Raw genomic sequence first — 19,824 nt, 5'->3', positions numbered from 1 at the left:
AGATGTCGCGTTTTTTAACCTAGTTATTCATAAAATATTCTTTCTCAAATCTTACTCAAGATGAGGTAAGAAATCAAGAGCAAAGTTAGGTCTTTAATAATAAAAGTGAAGTAATATAAGTTACATTTCTATGATGAACATTCATAATTTATCGATTTCATTTCAGGGAGAATACCTGTTTGAAGATATAACATTTAAACTAGGTAATGGAGATAGGATTGGTCTTATTGGTAAAAATGGAGCAGGTAAATCTACAATGCTTAAAATTTTATCAAAAGAGATGGAACCCGATACGGGGCAAATAGCAGCCGATAAAGAACTGAAAATTGGGTTTTTAAAACAAGACATAGACTTTGTTTTGGGTAGAACAGTGCTAGAGGAGGCTTACGAAGCTTTTACAGAGATAAAAGAACTGGAAGCTAAAATGGAAGGGATTAACACCCAACTGGCAGAACGTACCGATTATGAGAGTGAAAGCTATAATCAGCTCATGATAGATATTAATGAGCTTCAGCATCAATATGAAATTTTAGGAGGTTATAATTATCAAGGCGATACTGAAAAAATTCTTCAGGGATTAGGATTCAAACGATCAGATTTTAATATGCTAACCGACACCTTTTCCGGTGGATGGCGTATGCGAATAGAATTAGCTAAATTACTTCTTCAGAATAATGATATTCTTTTGCTGGATGAGCCAACAAACCACCTGGATATAGAATCTATTATCTGGTTAGAAGGCTTTTTAAAGAGTTATCCCGGTGCGGTAGTTATAGTATCTCACGATAAAATGTTTTTAGATAATATTACTAATAGAACGATTGAAATTTCTTTAGGTAGAATTTACGATTACCCTAAGCCCTATTCAAAATATTTAATATTACGCAAGGAGTTAAGAGAGCAACAGTTGGCTTCTCAAAAAAATCAGCAAAAACAGATTGAGCAAACAGAGAAGCTTATCGAGAAGTTTCGTGCCAAGGCATCAAAAGCTACTATGGCTCAGTCGTTAATTAAAAAACTCGATAAAATTGATAGAATTGAAGTTGATGAAGACGATAACAGTGTTATGACACTTAATTTTCCTGTATCGATAACTCCAGGGAAAGTTGTAGTAGAAGCAGAGAACATTTCTAAAAACTATGGAGATAATCAGGTTTTAAAACATATCGAGTTGCTTATAGAACGAGATAGTAAAACAGCTTTTGTTGGGCAAAACGGACAAGGTAAATCTACACTGGCTAAGATTATAGTTGGAGATATTAAGCATGACGGTCATTTAAAACTAGGGCATAATGTGCAGATAGGCTACTTTGCTCAAAATCAGGCAGAATATTTAGATGGTAATAAAACCGTGCTGGATACTATGATTGATGCTGCTAACGAAACAAATAGAAGTAAAGTGCGAGATATTTTAGGATCCTTCTTGTTCCGTGGAGATGAAGTTGAGAAATATGTACGTGTACTTTCGGGAGGAGAACGAAACCGTTTAGCATTGGCGAAGTTAATGTTACAACCATTTAATGTTTTAATAATGGATGAGCCAACTAACCACTTAGATATAAAATCTAAAAATGTGCTAAAAGAAGCCCTAAAACGATTTGAAGGAACTTTAATTTTGGTATCTCACGACAGGGACTTTCTTCAAGGTTTAACCAATATTGTTTATGAGTTTAAAGACCACAAAATAAAAGAGTATTTAGGCGATATAGATTATTATTTGGAACAGCGTAAGGTTGAAAGTCTTCGAGAGGTTGAAAAAAGAACTGTAGTAAAAGAAACGCCTAAGGAAAAGAAGCACCAGTCCTACGAAGATCAGAAAAAGCTAAAATCCTTAAATAATAAATTAAGCAATGTTGAAGCTCAAATTAATCAGTTAGAGCAAGATATAAAAGCTATAGATTTAGAGCTTGAAATCAATTACGAGGAAGTGACTTCCAAACCAGACTTTTTCGATAACTATCAAAAAAAGAAAACCGATTTACAGAACTTTATGGATAAATGGGAGGAGATTCAATTAGAAATTGAACAGTTCTCTGAGTAGTTTTGTTAAAATTTTATGCATTTCATCGAATAAAATAGTTTTTTATCGATATTCATGTAATTTTGTAAGTGAATTAATCCCTAATCACACGAAACATGAAGATCTTAAGACTTTTAGCAGTAAGCTTTTTTTTAACGACCTATTCGTTTGCTAATGTTTCTACAACAGAAAAAGACGCCTTAATTGCTTTGCACAAAGCAACCAAAGGAACCGAGTGGAATGCTACTTGGGACTTAAATGCTTCTATAGATACATGGTTCGGTGTTAAAGTAGAAGGTAATAAGATTATTGAAATTAACTTACCATTTAATAACCTTCAAGGGGAGCTACCTAAAGAAATAGGCGATTTAAAACATTTGAAAAGAATCAATTTAGGTTTTAATAAGCTAACAGGAAAGTTACCATCGACTATAAAGAATTTAAAAGAATTAGTGTCTTTAGAATTATTTATGAATGGTTTTGAAGGAAACATTCCTTCGGAATTAGGTGAACTAAAGAAACTTGAAGCTTTAAAGCTATACAGTAATAAATTTACAGGAGAAATCCCAGATACGTTAATGGGCCTAACCAATTTAAAAGAACTTTTATTAGGAAGTAACTTTTTAACTGGTCACATTCCAAGCGAGATTTATGCTTTGTCGAAATTACAAAAGCTAAGTCTTATGGATAATAAAATGGATGGTGAAATTCCAGTTGAAATAGCCCAATTAACAGATTTAGAAGAATTATTATTATCCACAAACCAATTTACAGGTGATTTGCCAATTGAGTTTATGAACTTAACTAAATTAAATACTGTAATGGTAAGCGATAACAATTTAAATCAGGAATACATAAGTGTTTCTGGAAAGAATCCACCTAGTCTAATGCACTTAGAAATGCAAAGTGCTACTGCGACTGCGACTATGGACATTGAAAAAGAATAATTAATTTTACTAGTTTTAACTTTAAAAGTCGGCAAAATTGCTGACTTTTTTTAGTTTTATACTATGCTTGAGCACTTTTTTACATGTCCATATTGTTGGGAAACCATTTCTATGCTAGTAGATAATTCCATTTCAAAGCAATCTTATATAGAAGATTGTGAGGTATGTTGTAATCCAATCCAGCTGAACATTCAATTTTTAAATTCAGAATTAATAGATTTTCAGGCAGCTAGCATTGAGCAATAATTTTTTTTATTTTTATGCTTGCTAAAGTAAAAAAGGATTGTATATTTGCAATCCAATATCGCGGGATAGAGCAGTAGGTAGCTCGTCGGGCTCATAACCCGAAGGTCACTGGTTCGAGTCCAGTTCCCGCTACTAGAGAAGACAAGTCAGCATTTTGCTGGCTTTTTCTTTTTTAATTCTATACTGTACTTATTTAATTAATCGTTTTCACATTAATTTAAGCTTTTCTTGAAATTATTTGTCTACTTCAGAGTTTTATTTGAATTAAAATTTAGAAGATAATTTGTATTAAATTATAATCAAAATGAATAAGCTTTTTGGGACTAATTTTAAAAATAAGAAGAAATCAATTTTTTTTGTAGGAATTTTACTGTTATAAAAATGTGGGAATCCCGTAATTTTTTAATTCTAAGATTAAAAATGGGCTTTTTTTACAATAAATTAACGTTGCGATAAAAATAAATTTAAATAACTTTTTGGTTGGTTGGATTTGGCTTGGTAAATACTATCTTAAAATTCGTCAAGTAGTTGTAAATAAATAGGTTTAGTTTAAAAATAAGTAATGTCTTTCTGTTCAATGATCGATTATTTTAATTACAATTAAAATAAATTTAGAGCATGAAATTATTTTGTTTTTTATGAAATTCGCTAATAATTGCGTATATTTTTACAATATTTTTCAAATAATTACTTAGTTTTAGCGAATATTATTCTTACTAAGCCATGAGGGGAGGCAACAACCAATTTACATTAAAGAGTTATAAAAAGCTTTTTGAGAGCTTATATCCGCAGCTTTGTGTATTTGCGTATAAGTATTTAAACGATCTGGATTTATCGAAAGATATAGTTCAGGAAGTTTTTCTTAAAGTTTGGGAAGATAAGATTGCTTTCGAAAACGAAAGCCATGCAACAGGTTTCTTTTATAAATCTGTAAAGAATAAATCTCTCAATTACCTTAAAAGTAAACAATATAAATCTACAGAACGGTACGAACTTGCCAATATGGAGGCTTATGAAACGGAAGAGTTCTACATGTCTGAAGCCGTGGTTATAGAAACCTCGGCTGTAATAGAAAATGCTATTAGTACTTTGCCTGAAAAAGCAGCAAAAGTTATTAGATTAAGTATAGAAGACTATACTAATAATCAAATAGCAGACGAATTATCTATATCTATAAATACCGTAAAAGACCATAAAAAAGTAGCCTATCGTAAATTAAGAAGTCTTCTTAGTTTTTTAACGGTTAGATGATAAAATATAAAAGACAAATTAAAGTTAGTTTATCATGTTAAGTTTTCATAAAGCATTATACTTACTGTGTGATTTTTACGACCGATAACCATTATTTTGTTTAGGTCTAGGCATTACACACTAGAAAAACTAACGATTTTAAAAAAGAATTAACTAACATAAATGTACTATGCAAAATAGTTTTGGGTAAATATGCCATTAAGTATAAGTTGGCAAATTGACAGAACAAGATCAAAAGTAAAAATTAAAACCAAAGTTGACTTGACATTCCTACGTATGTGTTGAGCTTGTTTCAGTAGAACGGAAATCAAAGAAGAAACGATTAAAGAAGTTCTATAAAGGTTTCAACATGATTATATAAGTTGTTTTATTTTTTTTGAAGGAAAAGAAATACAGAAGGGCGATTTGTTTCTAGTGTATTTTCCTAAAGAAAAGTTAGGCGGAAATAAACAAGTTTTTAAAAGTAAAACCCACCCCCTTATATATTTTTGTTGTATTAACTACAGCTAGAAGTTATCTTGCACTTTTTTTATTGAAGTAAAGTGATAACCCACTAGTATTAATTTTACCTTGTAATTTAACTTCATAGTGATTGCTATAGCTATGAAGTGAAAAGCTGAAACAAGATAAAAGGGTTGTCGGTAGGCAAGTAGGATCATTTTAACTCATGGAAAAAGTGCAAGGTAAATTTCAAACTAATAAATAATAATCTAAATGGGTAATTCCAATAAAATTAAATCACTTTCAAAAAGATTAGCTGCCTCGCTAATTAAGAATGAAACATCTAGCGATTTAGAAAAATCTGAGATTTTCGATCAAACAACAAAAGCGAAGATACTTATGGATATTAAAGATGGAGACCGTTTAGATCTTTTAAAAAAGATAGATACAGAAAAAGATTGGGAGATCTTAAAAAAGAAAATACAAGCTTCCGAGCGTTCAAAAAAGTCATTTAAATATTGGCCTTATGGTGTTGCGGCATCTGTAGTGCTTTTAGTTTCGGTAGCTTTTGTTCTCAATAAAACAGATCAAAGTGTTGGTGATGATACACCTACTATTGTAAATAATAATATCGAAATAGGGACAGACAAAGCCACTTTAACATTGGAAGATGGCTCACAGGTTGCTTTAGAAAAAGGTCAGGTTTACGAATCTAGTAATATTACTAGTAATGGAGAAGAGATTATATACCAGTCCGGTAAATCAGGCAAGCAGGCTAATGCCGAAATAGCTTATAACACGTTAACCATTCCGAGAGGAGGACAATTTCATATGGTATTGTCAGATGGTACTAAAATTTGGTTGAATTCCGAGTCTCAATTAAAATACCCAAAAGCTTTTAATGACGGTGAAACGCGTGAAGTTGAACTTATTTACGGAGAAGCCTATTTTGATGTTTCGCCAAGTACAGCTCATAAGGGAGCTAGATTTAAGGTGCTCCACCAATCGCAAGAAGTAGAAGTGTTAGGGACTGAATTTAATATCAAAGCTTATAAGAACGAAACGAATATTTATACGACATTAGTTGAAGGTAAAGTAGCAGTTAGTTCAGCAGGCAAAAAACATAAACTTGTACCGAATCAACAATTAAACTTAAATCTTGAAACTAATAGCGTAAATACAACTACGATTGACGTATATAATGAAGTTTCATGGAAAAATGGTATCTTTAGTTTTGAAAATATGCCTTTAAAAGATATTATGACAGTATTATCCCGTTGGTACGATATGGATGTAAATATCGATAATGTGGTGAAAAAGGAAGAACGATTTATCGGTACATTCAATAAAACCAATAGAATTGAAGACATACTATTAGCCATAAAGAGTACCAATGTTATCTCCAGTTATGAGATAAATGATAAAACATTAGTTATTAAATAATAAAGCAAGTAATATTAGAATAAAGGGGAATAGGGAACGGTTTTTAGATTAATTAGGTTAGAGTGGTTAAGAATTTAAACTTGAACTTTCCCCTTTATAAAAAGACTTAGAATGGTAAGTGAAAATATACGCCAATAGTATACCTACTTTGCTTGGTTATTAAAAAAAGAATTTTACAATAGCCATTGTAAAATAAAAGCTCAAACATTAGTATTAGTAAATCCTAGATATCTTTATATAGGTTGTTTTTTGAATTAGTCACTCTAGAAACAATATTTTGATTTGAATACGGACAACCCGCTATTGTAGTTTGGTTGTCCATTTTTGTTTATGATTATTTTTTGAATGGAAAGGTTCTTCGAAAATTAGTTTTGCAATAATTTTTTAGATCGTATTAGAACATTATTTAAAAGGGATCATGCTCAAAAGTTGTGTTTAGGCAAAAATTCTAGTTAATCTGAATAAAAAGAATTCTACATTTCGACACCTCTGAACTGAGCCCTGAAGGCTTTAATTTTAGCATTGAAGGATTCCGCCGAAGCATTGGTACTCCTGTTAATAAAGTAATTTAAAATCTATCTATAGTTATGGTTATAGTGTTAGCAATAGTATTGAAAGCTTTAAAACCTGTTTGTTCTACATCTTTGTACCAATGCGCCAGTTTTGTGTAGGCCATTCCAATAGAAGTAGCTGTATTGAATATTATCCTGCGTTCTTGAACTAGGTTAAAGACCTTTTATCAGGACATAGTTCAAAAGAGTATTAGCTTTATTATATTGGTTTTGAGTACAATTATTTATTGCTTTTGCAGCAAGCATTTTACTTTTAACAAGGAGTCGTTTATTTGACTGTCTCATTATTAAAGATGTCTAACTTAAAGTATAGCTGTTTGTTTTAACATGTTTAATCATTTCATTTTCTTACTCTCTGACAAGGCTTTCAGAATTAGCTTTTGTGAATTGAAAGAATCTTAAACCTGTATGGGCTTAAAAAAATGTTTCTCAGTAATAACTTCATGGCGCAGACCTTATCTGGTTTGATTTCTTTAACTTTAGTTTGTTTAAAATCACTTAATCGGTTTTTCTATGCTGGATAGTAGTTTTGTACAGTCAATATTATGAAAATCATCAATAGTTTATATTGTAATTTCTTTATGGTAGTTTTAGAAGGCCATTAGTATATTATCAGAATATCTTTTTTTCTTGAAAGCATGGACAACGTTTCTTTATTCTGTACTAATGATGGTAATGTCGAAATAGTCAACAAGTGATTTTAACAAAATGAATTTTAGTAGGCCTAAGGAGTAGTTCCGATGTTTTTATTTTTTGTGAAAATCAAACTACATTTTAATTCGCATACAGCTTTTTAGTGATGATCTTTTTTAAGATGCTTTGATATTACTAGTTTCATATTTTAAGGCAATTCATTATCACTTTTGAACATCAATATCTATACAAATTTGTTTGTATGAAAGTTCAAAATTCAGCAAAAAACTAGAGGTTTTTTTGAGTGTGAGATAGTTGTTTTGTAGTTTAAACGTATAAATATGATTATTTGTAATTTACTAATAATTCAATATTTTTTTTAATGCACCCACCCCATTTAAGTTTTTGTTGTTATTACTATATAAACTCATCTTCTTCATGTTTTTGAATTAAACAAAAGGACAGTATCTAGACATAGATTTTATCTTCTAATTATGAAAAGGTGAAATTAAGAATTGTCTGTAATATTGTTTTGATTCAAAATAGAGAAACGGGGGTGAATCTATCAATATATTCTCTAACTCTAAGCGATTATACAAATAAAGTTAAACCGCTTTAAATATTTCCGCCTCTCAAATTAAAAATAAACTACCTACCGGTGATTTATAGCTAAAGTGCCAAATCTCTCAAGTATAAAAGAAAGTGAGCACTCAATTCTTTAAACAAGCTAGAATTAAGACCTCTGATGACGATGATTATGGGACAGAATATATTCTGTAAATAATTAACTAAAATACTTGTAAGTGTTATAGGTAAGGATTTTTCGAATTAAAAAATTGAAATTGTGTTTGTTACAAAAAGATACTTTTAAAAGAATTTAAATATAAATAGAAGACAGCAAAACCAACAATTAATTTAATTACTAACTAAATAATCATATTATGAAAAGAATTACAATCTTGTTTGCGATTTTATCATTAGTTTTTAATATGGCTAGATCCCAAACCGTATTTAATTTCGATACGAATGCCACTGACAACGGAGATAATATCACCGAGACAATAGATGGAATCACGATGACCTTATCTGGTGCATCGGACTTAAGGCTAGTAAATGGAGGGGGGGCATTTGGAACATCGGGAGATGCCGCAATGACGACCATAGCGCCGACTTCATTAACAATAATCTTCAGTGAAGCGGTGAATGTAAATTCGATACTGCCGTTTTCAGCTTCGGCTCAGTCATTAACCTATACACTTACGCCGGATGGAGGCGGGTCGCCTGAAATGGTTGTAATAACAAGCGGGGCGCCTCCGGGAAATAACCCTGTTGATTTGAATTGGACCAATGTAACCACTATAACTGTAACCTCGTCCACAGGATCGGCAAATTTTGGATTTGACGATATTTCGGTGAGTGCCATTAGTAGCCCACCAGCTACCGTATTTAATTTCGATACGAATGCCACTGACAACGGAGATAATATCACCGAGACAATAGATGGAATCACGATGACCTTATCTGGTGCATCGGACTTAAGGCTAGTAAATGGAGGGGGAGCATTTGGAACATCGGGAGATGCCGCAATGACGACCATAGCGCCGACTTCATTAACAATTACCTTTAGTGAAGCGGTGAATGTAAATTCGATACTGCCGTTTTCAGCTTCGGCTCAGTCATTAACCTATACACTTACGCCGGATGGAGGCGGGTCGCCAGAAATGGTTGTAATAACAAGCGGGGCGCCTCCGGGAAATAACTCTGTTGATTTGAATTGGACAAATGTAACCACTATAACAGTAACCTCGTCCACAGGATCGGCAAATTTTGGGTTTGATGATATTTCGGTGAGTATTAGCCCACCAGCTACCGTATTTGATTTTGATACAAATGCGACAGATAACGGAGATAATATCACCGAGACAATAGATGGAATCACGATGACCTTATCTGGTGCATCGGACTTAAGGCTAGTAAATGGAGGGGGAGCATTTGGAACATCGGGAGATGCCGCAATGACGACCATAGCGCCGACTTCATTAACAATTACCTTTAGTGAAGCGGTGAATGTAAATTCGATACTGCCGTTTTCAGCTTCGGCTCAGTCATTAACCTATACCCTTACACCAGATGGAGGTGGGTCGCCAGAAATGGTAGTAATAACAAACGGAGCGCCTCCGGGAGATAGCCCTGTTGATTTGAATTGGACCAATGTAACCACTATAACTGTAACCTCGTCCACAGGATCGGCAAATTTTGGGTTTGATGATATTTCAGTGACCGCTAACCCACAATTATTACGATTAGAGCTTATAGCATATTTACAAGGAGCAAGTATAAACCCTAACACAGGAGAAGAAACATTAATGCGAGACGATTTACGTGTAGCAGGAAATATACCAACGACAAGCCCTTATGCAGATGCATTAACTTGCGATGCTTCAGTATTCGCAATCACAGGAAGCGATGCTATAGTAGATTGGGTATTTGTAGAACTACGTGATGAAAATGATAACAGTGTTGTAATTGAATCGCAATCAGCATTATTGCAGCGCGATGGCGATGTGGTAGGTGTAGATGGAGATTCAGCGCCATCATTTAGCAGTTCAGCAGGTAATTATTTTGTCTCAATAAATCATCGTAACCATTTAGGTGTGGTTTCGTCATCAGCAATAGCGCTTTCCAGTACAGTAGCGACAGTAGATTTTACTGCAAGCAGTGCTTCTGCAGAAGGAGGAGCAAATGCCTTGACAGATTTAGGAAATGGTATTTTTGCCATATATGCGGGTGATTATGATGCTAATGCACAAGTACAAAACACGGATGCTTCTGGAGTAACATTATTAATAGGAGGTTCAGGATATTCAGATGCCGATATCGATATCAATGACCAAGTACAAAATACAGATTTGCAAAATCTTATAAACCCAAATATCGGTAAAGGAGAACAATTTTCAAAAATAGCAACGAAAGCTAAAAGTACATTTATTAATTTAGCTGCACCGGGCATAACCGTTACTTTTGAAAATGCACAGAATACAAATGATGGTGCTAATGATTTTTATGAAGTAGATGTATTTATAGAAGGTACCGAAGATTTTAAGTTAGGTTCAGGACAATTCTACATCAATTATAATACGGCGGCCTTTGGTACGAATATTTTTGCTAATAATAAAATTGAATATACACAACCTGGAGGTTCTATTTTAGGAGAAGTATATGGCTTTCCGGCATATAAAGATTTTATCCAGAACGATAATACCGATTCAAGGGTATCCTTCTCTTTCCAACAAGGTGTGAGTTCAGGGTCTATTACAGCTAATAATGTAACAACTACAAAGAAGTTGTTAGCACATCTTAAGTTTGAGTACATAGATACTAATGAGGAGCCAATGATAAATTTTGAAATAGCCGATATCTTTTTAGATCAATTTTATACAGCCTGTGGTCCAAATACGGCTGGTTTCCCTGATTGTACTAGTAATGATGAAGCAGGAGAACAAATAACCGATGATACTTTTGATTCCACATTAAGTATTGATGGTAATAATGAGTTTATGGAGCTTGTTATGTATCCAAACCCTACCAATAGTGTGTTCCATATAGAAGGTTTACGGGAAAAAGTAAACTTGAGTATATATGATATTCAAGGGAAATTAATACTGAAACAAGATAATTATTTAAATACTCCAGTAGAAGTTACGCCATTAAAGTCAGGCTTATACCTTGTTAAAATCGAGAATAGCCAAGGAGTTAGAGTAAAACGCTTAATAAAGCGATAACACAACCCAACCACACACACACACACACAACGGCTTAAGAGCGTGGAGTTTTCTTAAACAACAATAATGCGCTCACCCAAATCTTATTAACGTATCAGGCAAGAATTCAGCAAGAATTTTATGTGTACCAACCATATAAAAAGTTCTTGCCTGATATGTTATTGCTTCAAATGAAAAGTAAAATACAGTTTAAACTTATATCAAATAGAATTCAAAATGTATCGTCAATGGTTTTGAGGTTTATTTGGTATTTAAAAACAATTCATATGATGAATAAGATTATTTTATTTATTGCATTTGCTATTGCAATAGGATTTGGGAGTGTTAATGCTCAAGATATCAACATCACCTTTGCCAATGCAGTGGTAACAAACGACGGGTCAAACGATTTCTATGAAGTGGACGTATTTATAGAGAGCACGGCAGACTTCAAATTGGGATCGGGCCAGTTCTACCTCAATTATAACACGGCTGCCTTTGGCACGAACGTATCGGCCAGCGGCAAAATAGAGTACAGCCAGCCATCAGGATCCATACTGGCAGAGACCTATGGATTTCCTGCGTACAAGGATTTTGTACAGAACGACAACACGGGCTCCCGAGTATCGCTTTCCTTCCAACAGGGCGTAAGTTCTGGGACGATAACGTCGAACAACGTAACCACCACGGCGAAGTTGCTGTGCCACATCAAGATAGAATATACCAATGTAAACGAGGACCCGATGATCTGTTTCGAGACATCGCCCAGTTTCCTCGACCAGTTCTTCACGGCATGCGGACCGAATATATCAGGTTTTCCTGACTGTTCAAACAACCCTGGCATACAGTTACTTAACGACAGCTTTGACTGTAGCGGAGCTGCACTGCCTTCTACTACATGGTACGAGGATCAGGACGGTGATACCTATGGAAACATCAATGTAAGTCTACAGGCTGCTAATCAACCGGCGGGTTATGTATCGGACAATACGGATTGCGACGATACGAACAATACGGTATATCCTGGCGCAGCGGAAGTATGCGACGGGATTGACAACAACTGTGACGGGAGTATAGACGAAGGGATTCCAACCACGACGTTCTATGCGGATGCTGACGGCGACGGTTTCGGGGATGCAAACAATACACAGGAGTCCTGTTCAGCACCGGCGGGCTATGTAACGGACAATACGGACTGTAACGATATCGATGCGGCGGTGAACCCAGGCGCACCGGAGATTTTCGACGGTCAGGACAATGACTGTGACGGCGTTGTGGACAACGGTGTAGTTCCGGGGATCAACATCACCTTTGCCAATGCAGTGGTAACAAACGACGGGTCAAACGATTTCTATGAAGTGGACGTATTTATAGAGAGCACGGCAGACTTCAAATTGGGATCGGGCCAGTTCTACCTCAATTATAACACGGCTGCCTTTGGCACGAACGTATCGGCCAGCGGCAAAATAGAGTACAGCCAGCCATCAGGATCCATACTGGCAGAGACCTATGGATTTCCTGCGTACAAGGATTTTGTACAGAACGACAACACGGGCTCCCGAGTATCGCTTTCCTTCCAACAGGGCGTAAGTTCTGGGACGATAACGTCGAACAACGTAACCACCACGGCGAAGTTGCTGTGCCACATCAAGATAGAATATACCAATGTAAACGAGGACCCGATGATCTGTTTCGAGACATCGCCCAGTTTCCTCGACCAGTTCTTCACGGCATGCGGACCGAATATATCAGGTTTTCCTGACTGTTCAAACAACCCTGGCATACAGTTACTTAACGACAGCTTTGACTGTAGCGGAGCTGCACTGCCTTCTACTACATGGTACGAGGATCAGGACGGTGATACCTATGGAAACATCAATGTAAGTCTACAGGCTGCTAATCAACCGGCGGGTTATGTATCGGACAATACGGATTGCGACGATACGAACAATACGGTATATCCTGGCGCAGCGGAAGTATGCGACGGGATTGACAACAACTGTGACGGGAGTATAGACGAAGGGATTCCAACCACGACGTTCTATGCGGATGCTGACGGCGACGGTTTCGGGGATGCAAACAATACACAGGAGTCCTGTTCAGCACCGGCGGGCTATGTAACGGACAATACGGACTGTAACGATATCGATGCGGCGGTGAACCCAGGCGCACCGGAGATTTTCGACGGTCAGGACAATGACTGTGACGGCGTTGTGGACAACGGTGTAGTTCCGGGGATCAACATCACCTTTGCCAATGCAGTGGTAACAAACGACGGGTCAAACGATTTCTATGAAGTGGACGTATTTATAGAGAGCACGGCAGACTTCAAATTGGGATCGGGCCAGTTCTACCTCAATTATAACACGGCTGCCTTTGGCACGAACGTATCGGCCAGCGGCAAAATAGAGTACAGCCAGCCATCAGGATCCATACTGGCAGAGACCTATGGATTTCCTGCGTACAAGGATTTTGTACAGAACGACAACACGGGCTCCCGAGTATCGCTTTCCTTCCAACAGGGCGTAAGTTCTGGGACGATAACGTCGAACAACGTAACCACCACGGCGAAGTTGCTGTGCCACATCAAGATAGAATATACCAATGTAAACGAGGACCCGATGATCTGTTTCGAGACATCGCCCAGTTTCCTCGACCAGTTCTTCACGGCATGCGGACCGAATATATCAGGTTTTCCTGACTGTTCAAACAACCCTGGCATACAGTTACTTAACGACAGCTTTGACTGTAGCGGAGCTGCACTGCCTTCTACTACATGGTACGAGGATCAGGACGGTGATACCTATGGAAACATCAATGTAAGTCTACAGGCTGCTAATCAACCGGCGGGTTATGTATCGGACAATACGGATTGCGACGATACGAACAATACGGTATATCCTGGCGCAGCGGAAGTATGCGACGGGATTGACAACAACTGTGACGGGAGTATAGACGAAGGGATTCCAACCACGACGTTCTATGCGGATGCTGACGGCGACGGTTTCGGGGATGCAAACAATACACAGGAGTCCTGTTCAGCACCGGCGGGCTATGTAACGGACAATACGGACTGTAACGATATCGATGCGGCGGTGAACCCAGGCGCACCGGAGATTTTCGACGGTCAGGACAATGACTGTGACGGCGTTGTGGACAACGGTGTAGTTCCGGGGATCAACATCACCTTTGCCAATGCAGTGGTAACAAACGACGGGTCAAACGATTTCTATGAAGTGGACGTATTTATAGAGAGCACGGCAGACTTCAAATTGGGATCGGGCCAGTTCTACCTCAATTATAACACGGCTGCCTTTGGCACGAACGTATCGGCCAGCGGCAAAATAGAGTACAGCCAGCCATCAGGATCCATACTGGCAGAGACCTATGGATTTCCTGCGTACAAGGATTTTGTACAGAACGACAACACGGGCTCCCGAGTATCGCTTTCCTTCCAACAGGGCGTAAGTTCTGGGACGATAACGTCGAACAACGTAACCACCACGGCGAAGTTGCTGTGCCACATCAAGATAGAATATACCAATGTAAACGAGGACCCGATGATCTGTTTCGAGACATCGCCCAGTTTCCTCGACCAGTTCTTCACGGCATGCGGACCGAATATATCAGGTTTTCCTGACTGTTCAAACAACCCTGGCATACAGTTACTTAACGACAGCTTTGACTGTAGCGGAGCTGCACTGCCTTCTACTACATGGTACGAGGATCAGGACGGTGATACCTATGGAAACATCAATGTAAGTCTACAGGCTGCTAATCAACCGGCGGGTTATGTATCGGACAATACGGATTGCGACGATACGAACAATACGGTATATCCTGGCGCAGCGGAAGTATGCGACGGGATTGACAACAACTGTGACGGGAGTATAGACGAAGGGATTCCAACCACGACGTTCTATGCGGATGCTGACGGCGACGGTTTCGGGGATGCAAACAATACACAGGAGTCCTGTTCAGCACCGGCTGGCTACGTAACGGACAATACGGACTGTGACGATACCGATGCGGCGATCAGCCCGAATACGGTATGGTATGCAGGTGTGGACACGGACGGAGACGGTTCCTTCGGGAGCACGATCTCGAGCGTACAATGTACCTCACCGGGGGCAGGCTACACGACAACAGAGCCCTTGGCCGACGACTGCGACGATACGAACAATACGGTATACCCTAACGCACCAGAAATCTGCGACGGACTGGACAATAACTGTGACGGCACGATAGACGAAGGGGTAACCACGACGTTCTATGCCGATGCGGACGGTGACGGCTTCGGAGATGCGAACAACACCCAAGAAGCGTGTTCAGCACCAGCGGGCTATGTAACGGACAATACGGACTGTGACGATACCGATGCGGGGATCAACCCGAATACGGTATGGTATGCAGGTGTGGACACGGACGGAGACGGTTCCTTCGGGAGCACGATCTCGACGGTACAATGTACCTCACCGGGTGTAGGATACACGACAACAGCGCCCTTGGCCGATGACTGCGACGACACGAACAATACGGTATATCCGGGCGCTACAGAAATCTGCGACGGACTGGACAATAACTGTGACGGCACGATAGACGAAGGGGTAACCACGACGTTCTATGCCGATGCGGACGGTGACGGCTTCGGAGATGCGAACAACACCCAAGAAGCGTGTTCAGCACCATCGGGTTATGTAACGGACAATACGGACTGTGACGATACCGATGCGGGGATCAACCCTAACACGGTATGGTATGCAGGTGTGGACACGGACGGAGACGGTTCCTTCGGCAGCACGATCTCGAGCGTACAATGTACCTCACCGGGTGTAGGATACACGACAACAGCTCCCTTGGCCGACGACTGCGACGATACGAACAATACGGTATACCCTAACGCACCAGAAATCTGCGACGGACTGGACAACAACTGTGACGGCACGATAGACGAAGGTGTAACCACGACGTTCTATGCAGATGCTGACGGCGACGGCTTCGGTGATGCTAACAGCACCCAAGAAGCGTGTTCGGCACCGGCGGGCTATGTAACGGACAATACGGACTGTGACGATACCGATGCGGCGATCAGCCCGAATACGGTATGGTATGCAGGTGTGGACACGGACGGAGACGGTTCCTTCGGCAGCGCGATCTCGACGGTACAATGTACCTCACCGGGTGTAGGATACACGACAACAGCGCCCTTGGCCGATGACTGCGACGACACGAACAATACGGTATATCCGGGCGCTACAGAAATCTGCGACGGACTGGACAATAACTGTGACGGTACGATAGACGAAGGGGTAACCACGACGTTCTATGCCGATGCGGACGGTGACGGCTTCGGAGATGCGAACAACACCCAAGAAGCGTGTTCAGCACCAGCGGGCTATGTAACGGACAATACGGACTGTGACGATACCGATGCGGGGATCAACCCGAATACGGTATGGTATGCAGGCGTGGACACGGACGGAGACGGTTCCTTCGGGAGCACGATCTCGAGCGTACAATGTACCTCACCGGGGGCAGGCTACACGACAACAGAGCCCTTGGCCGACGACTGCGACGATACGAACAATACGGTATATCCGGGCGCTACAGAAATCTGCGACGGACTGGACAACAACTGTGACGGCACGATAGACGAAGGGGTAACCACGACGTTCTATGCGGATGCTGACGGCGACGGTTTCGGGGATGCTAACAGCACCCAAGAAGCGTGTTCGGCACCGGCGGGCTATGTAACGGACAATACAGACTGTGACGATACCGATGCGGCGATCAGCCCGAATACGGTATGGTATGCAGGTGTGGACACGGACGGAGACGGTTCCTTCGGCAGCGCGATCTCGAGCGTACAATGTACCTCACCGGGTGTAGGATACACGACAACAGCGCCCTTGGCCGATGACTGCGACGACACGAACAATACGGTATATCCGGGCGCTACAGAAATCTGCGACGGACTGGACAATAACTGTGACGGTACGATAGACGAAGGGGTAACCACGACGTTCTATGCCGATGCGGACGGTGACGGCTTCGGAGATGCGAACAACACCCAAGAAGCGTGTTCAGCACCAGCGGGCTATGTAACGGACAATACGGACTGTGACGATACCGATGCGGGGATCAACCCGAATACGGTATGGTATGCAGGCGTGGACACGGACGGAGACGGTTCCTTCGGGAGCACGATCTCGACGGTACAATGTACCTCACCGGGGGCAGGCTACACGACAACAGAGCCCTTGGCCGACGACTGCGACGATACGAACAACGCGGTATACCCTAACGCACCAGAAGTATGCGACGGACTGGACAACAACTGTGACGGCACGATAGACGAAGGGGTGACCACGACGTTCTATGCGGATGCTGACGGCGACGGTTTCGGGGATGCTAACAGCACCCAAGAAGCATGTTCGGCACCGGCGGGTTATGTCACAAATAATACAGATAATTGCCCATTTATTGCAAACCCAGACCAATTAGATACCGATAACGATGGTATAGGTGATGTTTGTGATGATAACAATAACCCATGTCATACTTTTAATACTAACGATTTCGAAAGTGGATGGGGTATTTGGAATGATGGAGGTAGTGATGCCAGAAGGTCGTCTTATGATTATTATTACGCTAATTCTGGATATTATGCCGTTAGATTAAGAGACAATTCAGGAGAAGCATCTTCCATGTATACAGATGATTTGGATTTGAGTGACTATTCAAGTCTAGATATAAGTTTTTCATTTATTACACTTAGCATGGAATATAATGAGGATTTCTTTTTCGAAGTTTCAACAGATGGAGGTCATTCGTATTCAATTGTAAAAGAGTGGAATTCTGGAACAGAATTTATAAATGGAGTTCAATATGACGAAGCATTTACTATAAACGGAATAACCTTTACGGACAATACTGTTTTAAGAATTCGTTGTGATGCGTCATCAAATTATGATATGATATTTATAGATGATATTGTTATTAAAACATGTGGAGCGGCTTCAGATTCAGATGGTGATGGTGTGCCCGATGGAAGTGACAATTGTCCGCTAATACCAAATGCTGATCAGGCTGATATGGATGCTGATGGCATAGGAGACGTTTGTGACGATACCAACAACCCATGTACTGTTTTTGATACTAACGATTTCGAAAGCGGATGGGGCATTTGGAATGACGGAGGTAGTGACGCTCGTAGATCATCAAAAGATTTCTATTATGCCAATACTGGAATCTATACCGTTAGGTTAAGAGACAATTCTGGACAAGCATCTTCTATATATACAGACGACTTGGACTTGAGTGCATATTCGAGTTTGGATGTAAGTTTCTCATTCACTGCACTCAGCATGGAATACAATGAAGATTTCTTTCTTGAAGTTTCAACAGATGGAGGTAGTAGTTATAGCATTATAGAAGAATGGAACTCCGGAACCGAATTTGTTAACAATACAAGGTACAATGAAACAGTGACAATAAGTGGAATAAACTTTACAGATGAAACTGTTTTACGTTTCCGTTGCGATGCTTCTGGCAATAAAGATTATGTTTATATTGATGATGTAGTTATTAACGCTTGTGGAATTGTATCTAGTTCTAAAGAAAGTGGAAAAACACCTAGTGACTCTAATGCCATATTAGAAGCAAATGATGATGTTGAAATCTATAATATAGATGTGAAATCTTGGCCAAATCCATCAAATTATTATTTTAATGTTAAAATTAAAACAAGTAATACCATTGATAAAGCAGAGATATATGTTTTCGATGTTAACGGTAGACAAGTACATTACAACAGATTTGATGCCACTAAGGTATATCAATTTGGAGAAGAACTTGAAGGTGGTGTTTATTTAGTTAAAGTTATACAAGCAGGAAAACAACAATCTATGAGATTAGTGAAATATTGATAATCTCCAGTTATTTCCTTCTAACCAATTAATAAATCAAATTAGTTAGAAGTATACCTGTATAAAAAATGAAAATGACTTAACAATAAAAAATGTAAAATTAAAAGTAAAGAAAACAAAGAGGTTGAACTCTAAGTTAGAAGCAAAGAGTTAACCAAAAAAAGAAGCCTAATCGTAAAGATTGGGCTTTTTTATATTCTATGATTTATGAAAAGTGAAGATTGTTGTCTTTTAATAAACCTAAAACATCATACAGTTAACTTAACTTTTACGACATTTAAAAGCTAAAACTATATACTTTCCTTTTTTAAGTAGTTTTTGTTTTAATATTGTATGTTGTAACTTTTCTTACGCTATTATAGTCGTCATGAATGTAAATACGTAAGGGATTACTTGTGATTTTTATTTTTAATTTATTGAAAACTAAAGCATTGTGGTTTTTCGGGAAATTTCCCGCTAGTTTTCCCACTCTTCTTTTAATTTTTGTTGTGTTAATTAAAAAATTCATAATTGTTACTCTCAAATCAAAAATAAGAATAATACTTTCAGTCCCATAATCTCCATTATTAGAACATAAATAGT

8 protein-coding genes, 1 tRNA gene and 1 pseudogene are annotated in these 19,824 nt (G+C 38.9%); 9 read left to right on the top strand and 1 reads right to left on the bottom strand.

Going from position 1 to position 19,824, the window contains the following annotated elements:
- Nucleotides 1-130: 130 nt before the first annotated feature.
- The 6 genes from C1H87_RS08455 to C1H87_RS08430 all read left to right on the top strand — a co-directional run bounded on the left by C1H87_RS08455 (nucleotide 131) and on the right by C1H87_RS08430 (nucleotide 6,348).
- The gene (locus tag C1H87_RS08455) at nucleotides 131-2,041 is read left to right on the top strand and encodes an ABC-F family ATP-binding cassette domain-containing protein (RefSeq protein ID WP_102755382.1); all 1,911 of its coding nucleotides are present in this window, start codon (nucleotides 131-133) and stop codon (nucleotides 2,039-2,041) included.
- 95 nt (nucleotides 2,042-2,136) lie between these two features.
- The gene (locus tag C1H87_RS08450) at nucleotides 2,137-2,967 is read left to right on the top strand and encodes a leucine-rich repeat domain-containing protein (protein WP_102755381.1); all 831 of its coding nucleotides are present in this window, start codon (nucleotides 2,137-2,139) and stop codon (nucleotides 2,965-2,967) included.
- A 63-nt stretch (nucleotides 2,968-3,030) separates the two neighbouring features.
- Nucleotides 3,031-3,213, top strand: coding sequence for a CPXCG motif-containing cysteine-rich protein (locus C1H87_RS08445; protein ID WP_102755380.1), 183 nt, complete (start codon nucleotides 3,031-3,033; stop codon nucleotides 3,211-3,213).
- Nucleotides 3,214-3,272: 59 nt separating this feature from the next.
- Nucleotides 3,273-3,345, top strand: a tRNA-Met gene (locus tag C1H87_RS08440).
- Nucleotides 3,346-3,936: 591 nt separating this feature from the next.
- Nucleotides 3,937-4,464 carry an RNA polymerase sigma-70 factor gene (locus tag C1H87_RS08435; RefSeq protein ID WP_102755379.1) on the top strand — a complete coding sequence of 176 codons (528 nt, stop codon included), beginning with the start codon at nucleotides 3,937-3,939 and terminating at the stop codon, nucleotides 4,462-4,464.
- A gap of 714 nt (nucleotides 4,465-5,178) precedes the next feature.
- The gene (locus C1H87_RS08430) at nucleotides 5,179-6,348 is read left to right on the top strand and encodes a FecR family protein (RefSeq protein WP_102755378.1); all 1,170 of its coding nucleotides are present in this window, start codon (nucleotides 5,179-5,181) and stop codon (nucleotides 6,346-6,348) included.
- Between the two features lie 473 nt (nucleotides 6,349-6,821).
- On the opposite strand, the gene C1H87_RS23560 is transcribed toward C1H87_RS08430, so the two are convergent.
- The gene (locus C1H87_RS23560) at nucleotides 6,822-6,908 is read right to left on the bottom strand and encodes a hypothetical protein (protein WP_233783454.1); all 87 of its coding nucleotides are present in this window, start codon (nucleotides 6,906-6,908) and stop codon (nucleotides 6,822-6,824) included.
- Nucleotides 6,909-8,494: 1,586 nt separating this feature from the next.
- On the opposite strand from C1H87_RS23560, the gene C1H87_RS08420 reads away from it, so the two are divergent.
- From C1H87_RS08420 to C1H87_RS23555, 3 genes and pseudogenes are all read left to right on the top strand, one after another.
- Nucleotides 8,495-11,335, top strand: a complete 2,841-nt coding sequence (locus tag C1H87_RS08420) for a T9SS type A sorting domain-containing protein (RefSeq protein ID WP_102755377.1) — start codon at nucleotides 8,495-8,497, stop codon at nucleotides 11,333-11,335.
- Nucleotides 11,336-11,490: 155 nt separating this feature from the next.
- A pseudogene (locus C1H87_RS23735) lies at nucleotides 11,491-15,201 on the top strand (putative metal-binding motif-containing protein); the annotation flags it as partial.
- Between the two features lie 177 nt (nucleotides 15,202-15,378).
- Entirely contained in the window at nucleotides 15,379-19,242 is a 3,864-nt protein-coding gene (locus C1H87_RS23555; RefSeq protein ID WP_233783402.1) for a MopE-related protein, read from the top strand.
- Nucleotides 19,243-19,824 lie beyond the last annotated feature (582 nt).

The sequence above is a fragment of the Flavivirga eckloniae genome, from assembly GCF_002886045.1.
Taxonomy (GTDB): Bacteria; Bacteroidota; Bacteroidia; order Flavobacteriales; family Flavobacteriaceae; genus Flavivirga; species Flavivirga eckloniae.
Note: the sequence above shows the minus strand (reverse complement) of the source record. Positions and strands in the feature narration are given on the sequence as shown.

Excerpts from the sequence above, each read along its gene's own strand:
- C1H87_RS08455 (WP_102755382.1), top strand. The coding sequence starts at position 131 with ATGATGAACATTCATAATTTATCGATTTCATTTCAGGGAGAATACCTG.
- C1H87_RS08450 (WP_102755381.1), top strand. The coding sequence starts at position 2,137 with ATGAAGATCTTAAGACTTTTAGCAGTAAGCTTTTTTTTAACGACCTAT.
- C1H87_RS08445 (WP_102755380.1), top strand. The coding sequence starts at position 3,031 with ATGCTTGAGCACTTTTTTACATGTCCATATTGTTGGGAAACCATTTCT.
- C1H87_RS08435 (WP_102755379.1), top strand. The coding sequence starts at position 3,937 with ATGAGGGGAGGCAACAACCAATTTACATTAAAGAGTTATAAAAAGCTT.
- C1H87_RS08430 (WP_102755378.1), top strand. The coding sequence starts at position 5,179 with ATGGGTAATTCCAATAAAATTAAATCACTTTCAAAAAGATTAGCTGCC.
- C1H87_RS08420 (WP_102755377.1), top strand. The coding sequence starts at position 8,495 with ATGAAAAGAATTACAATCTTGTTTGCGATTTTATCATTAGTTTTTAAT.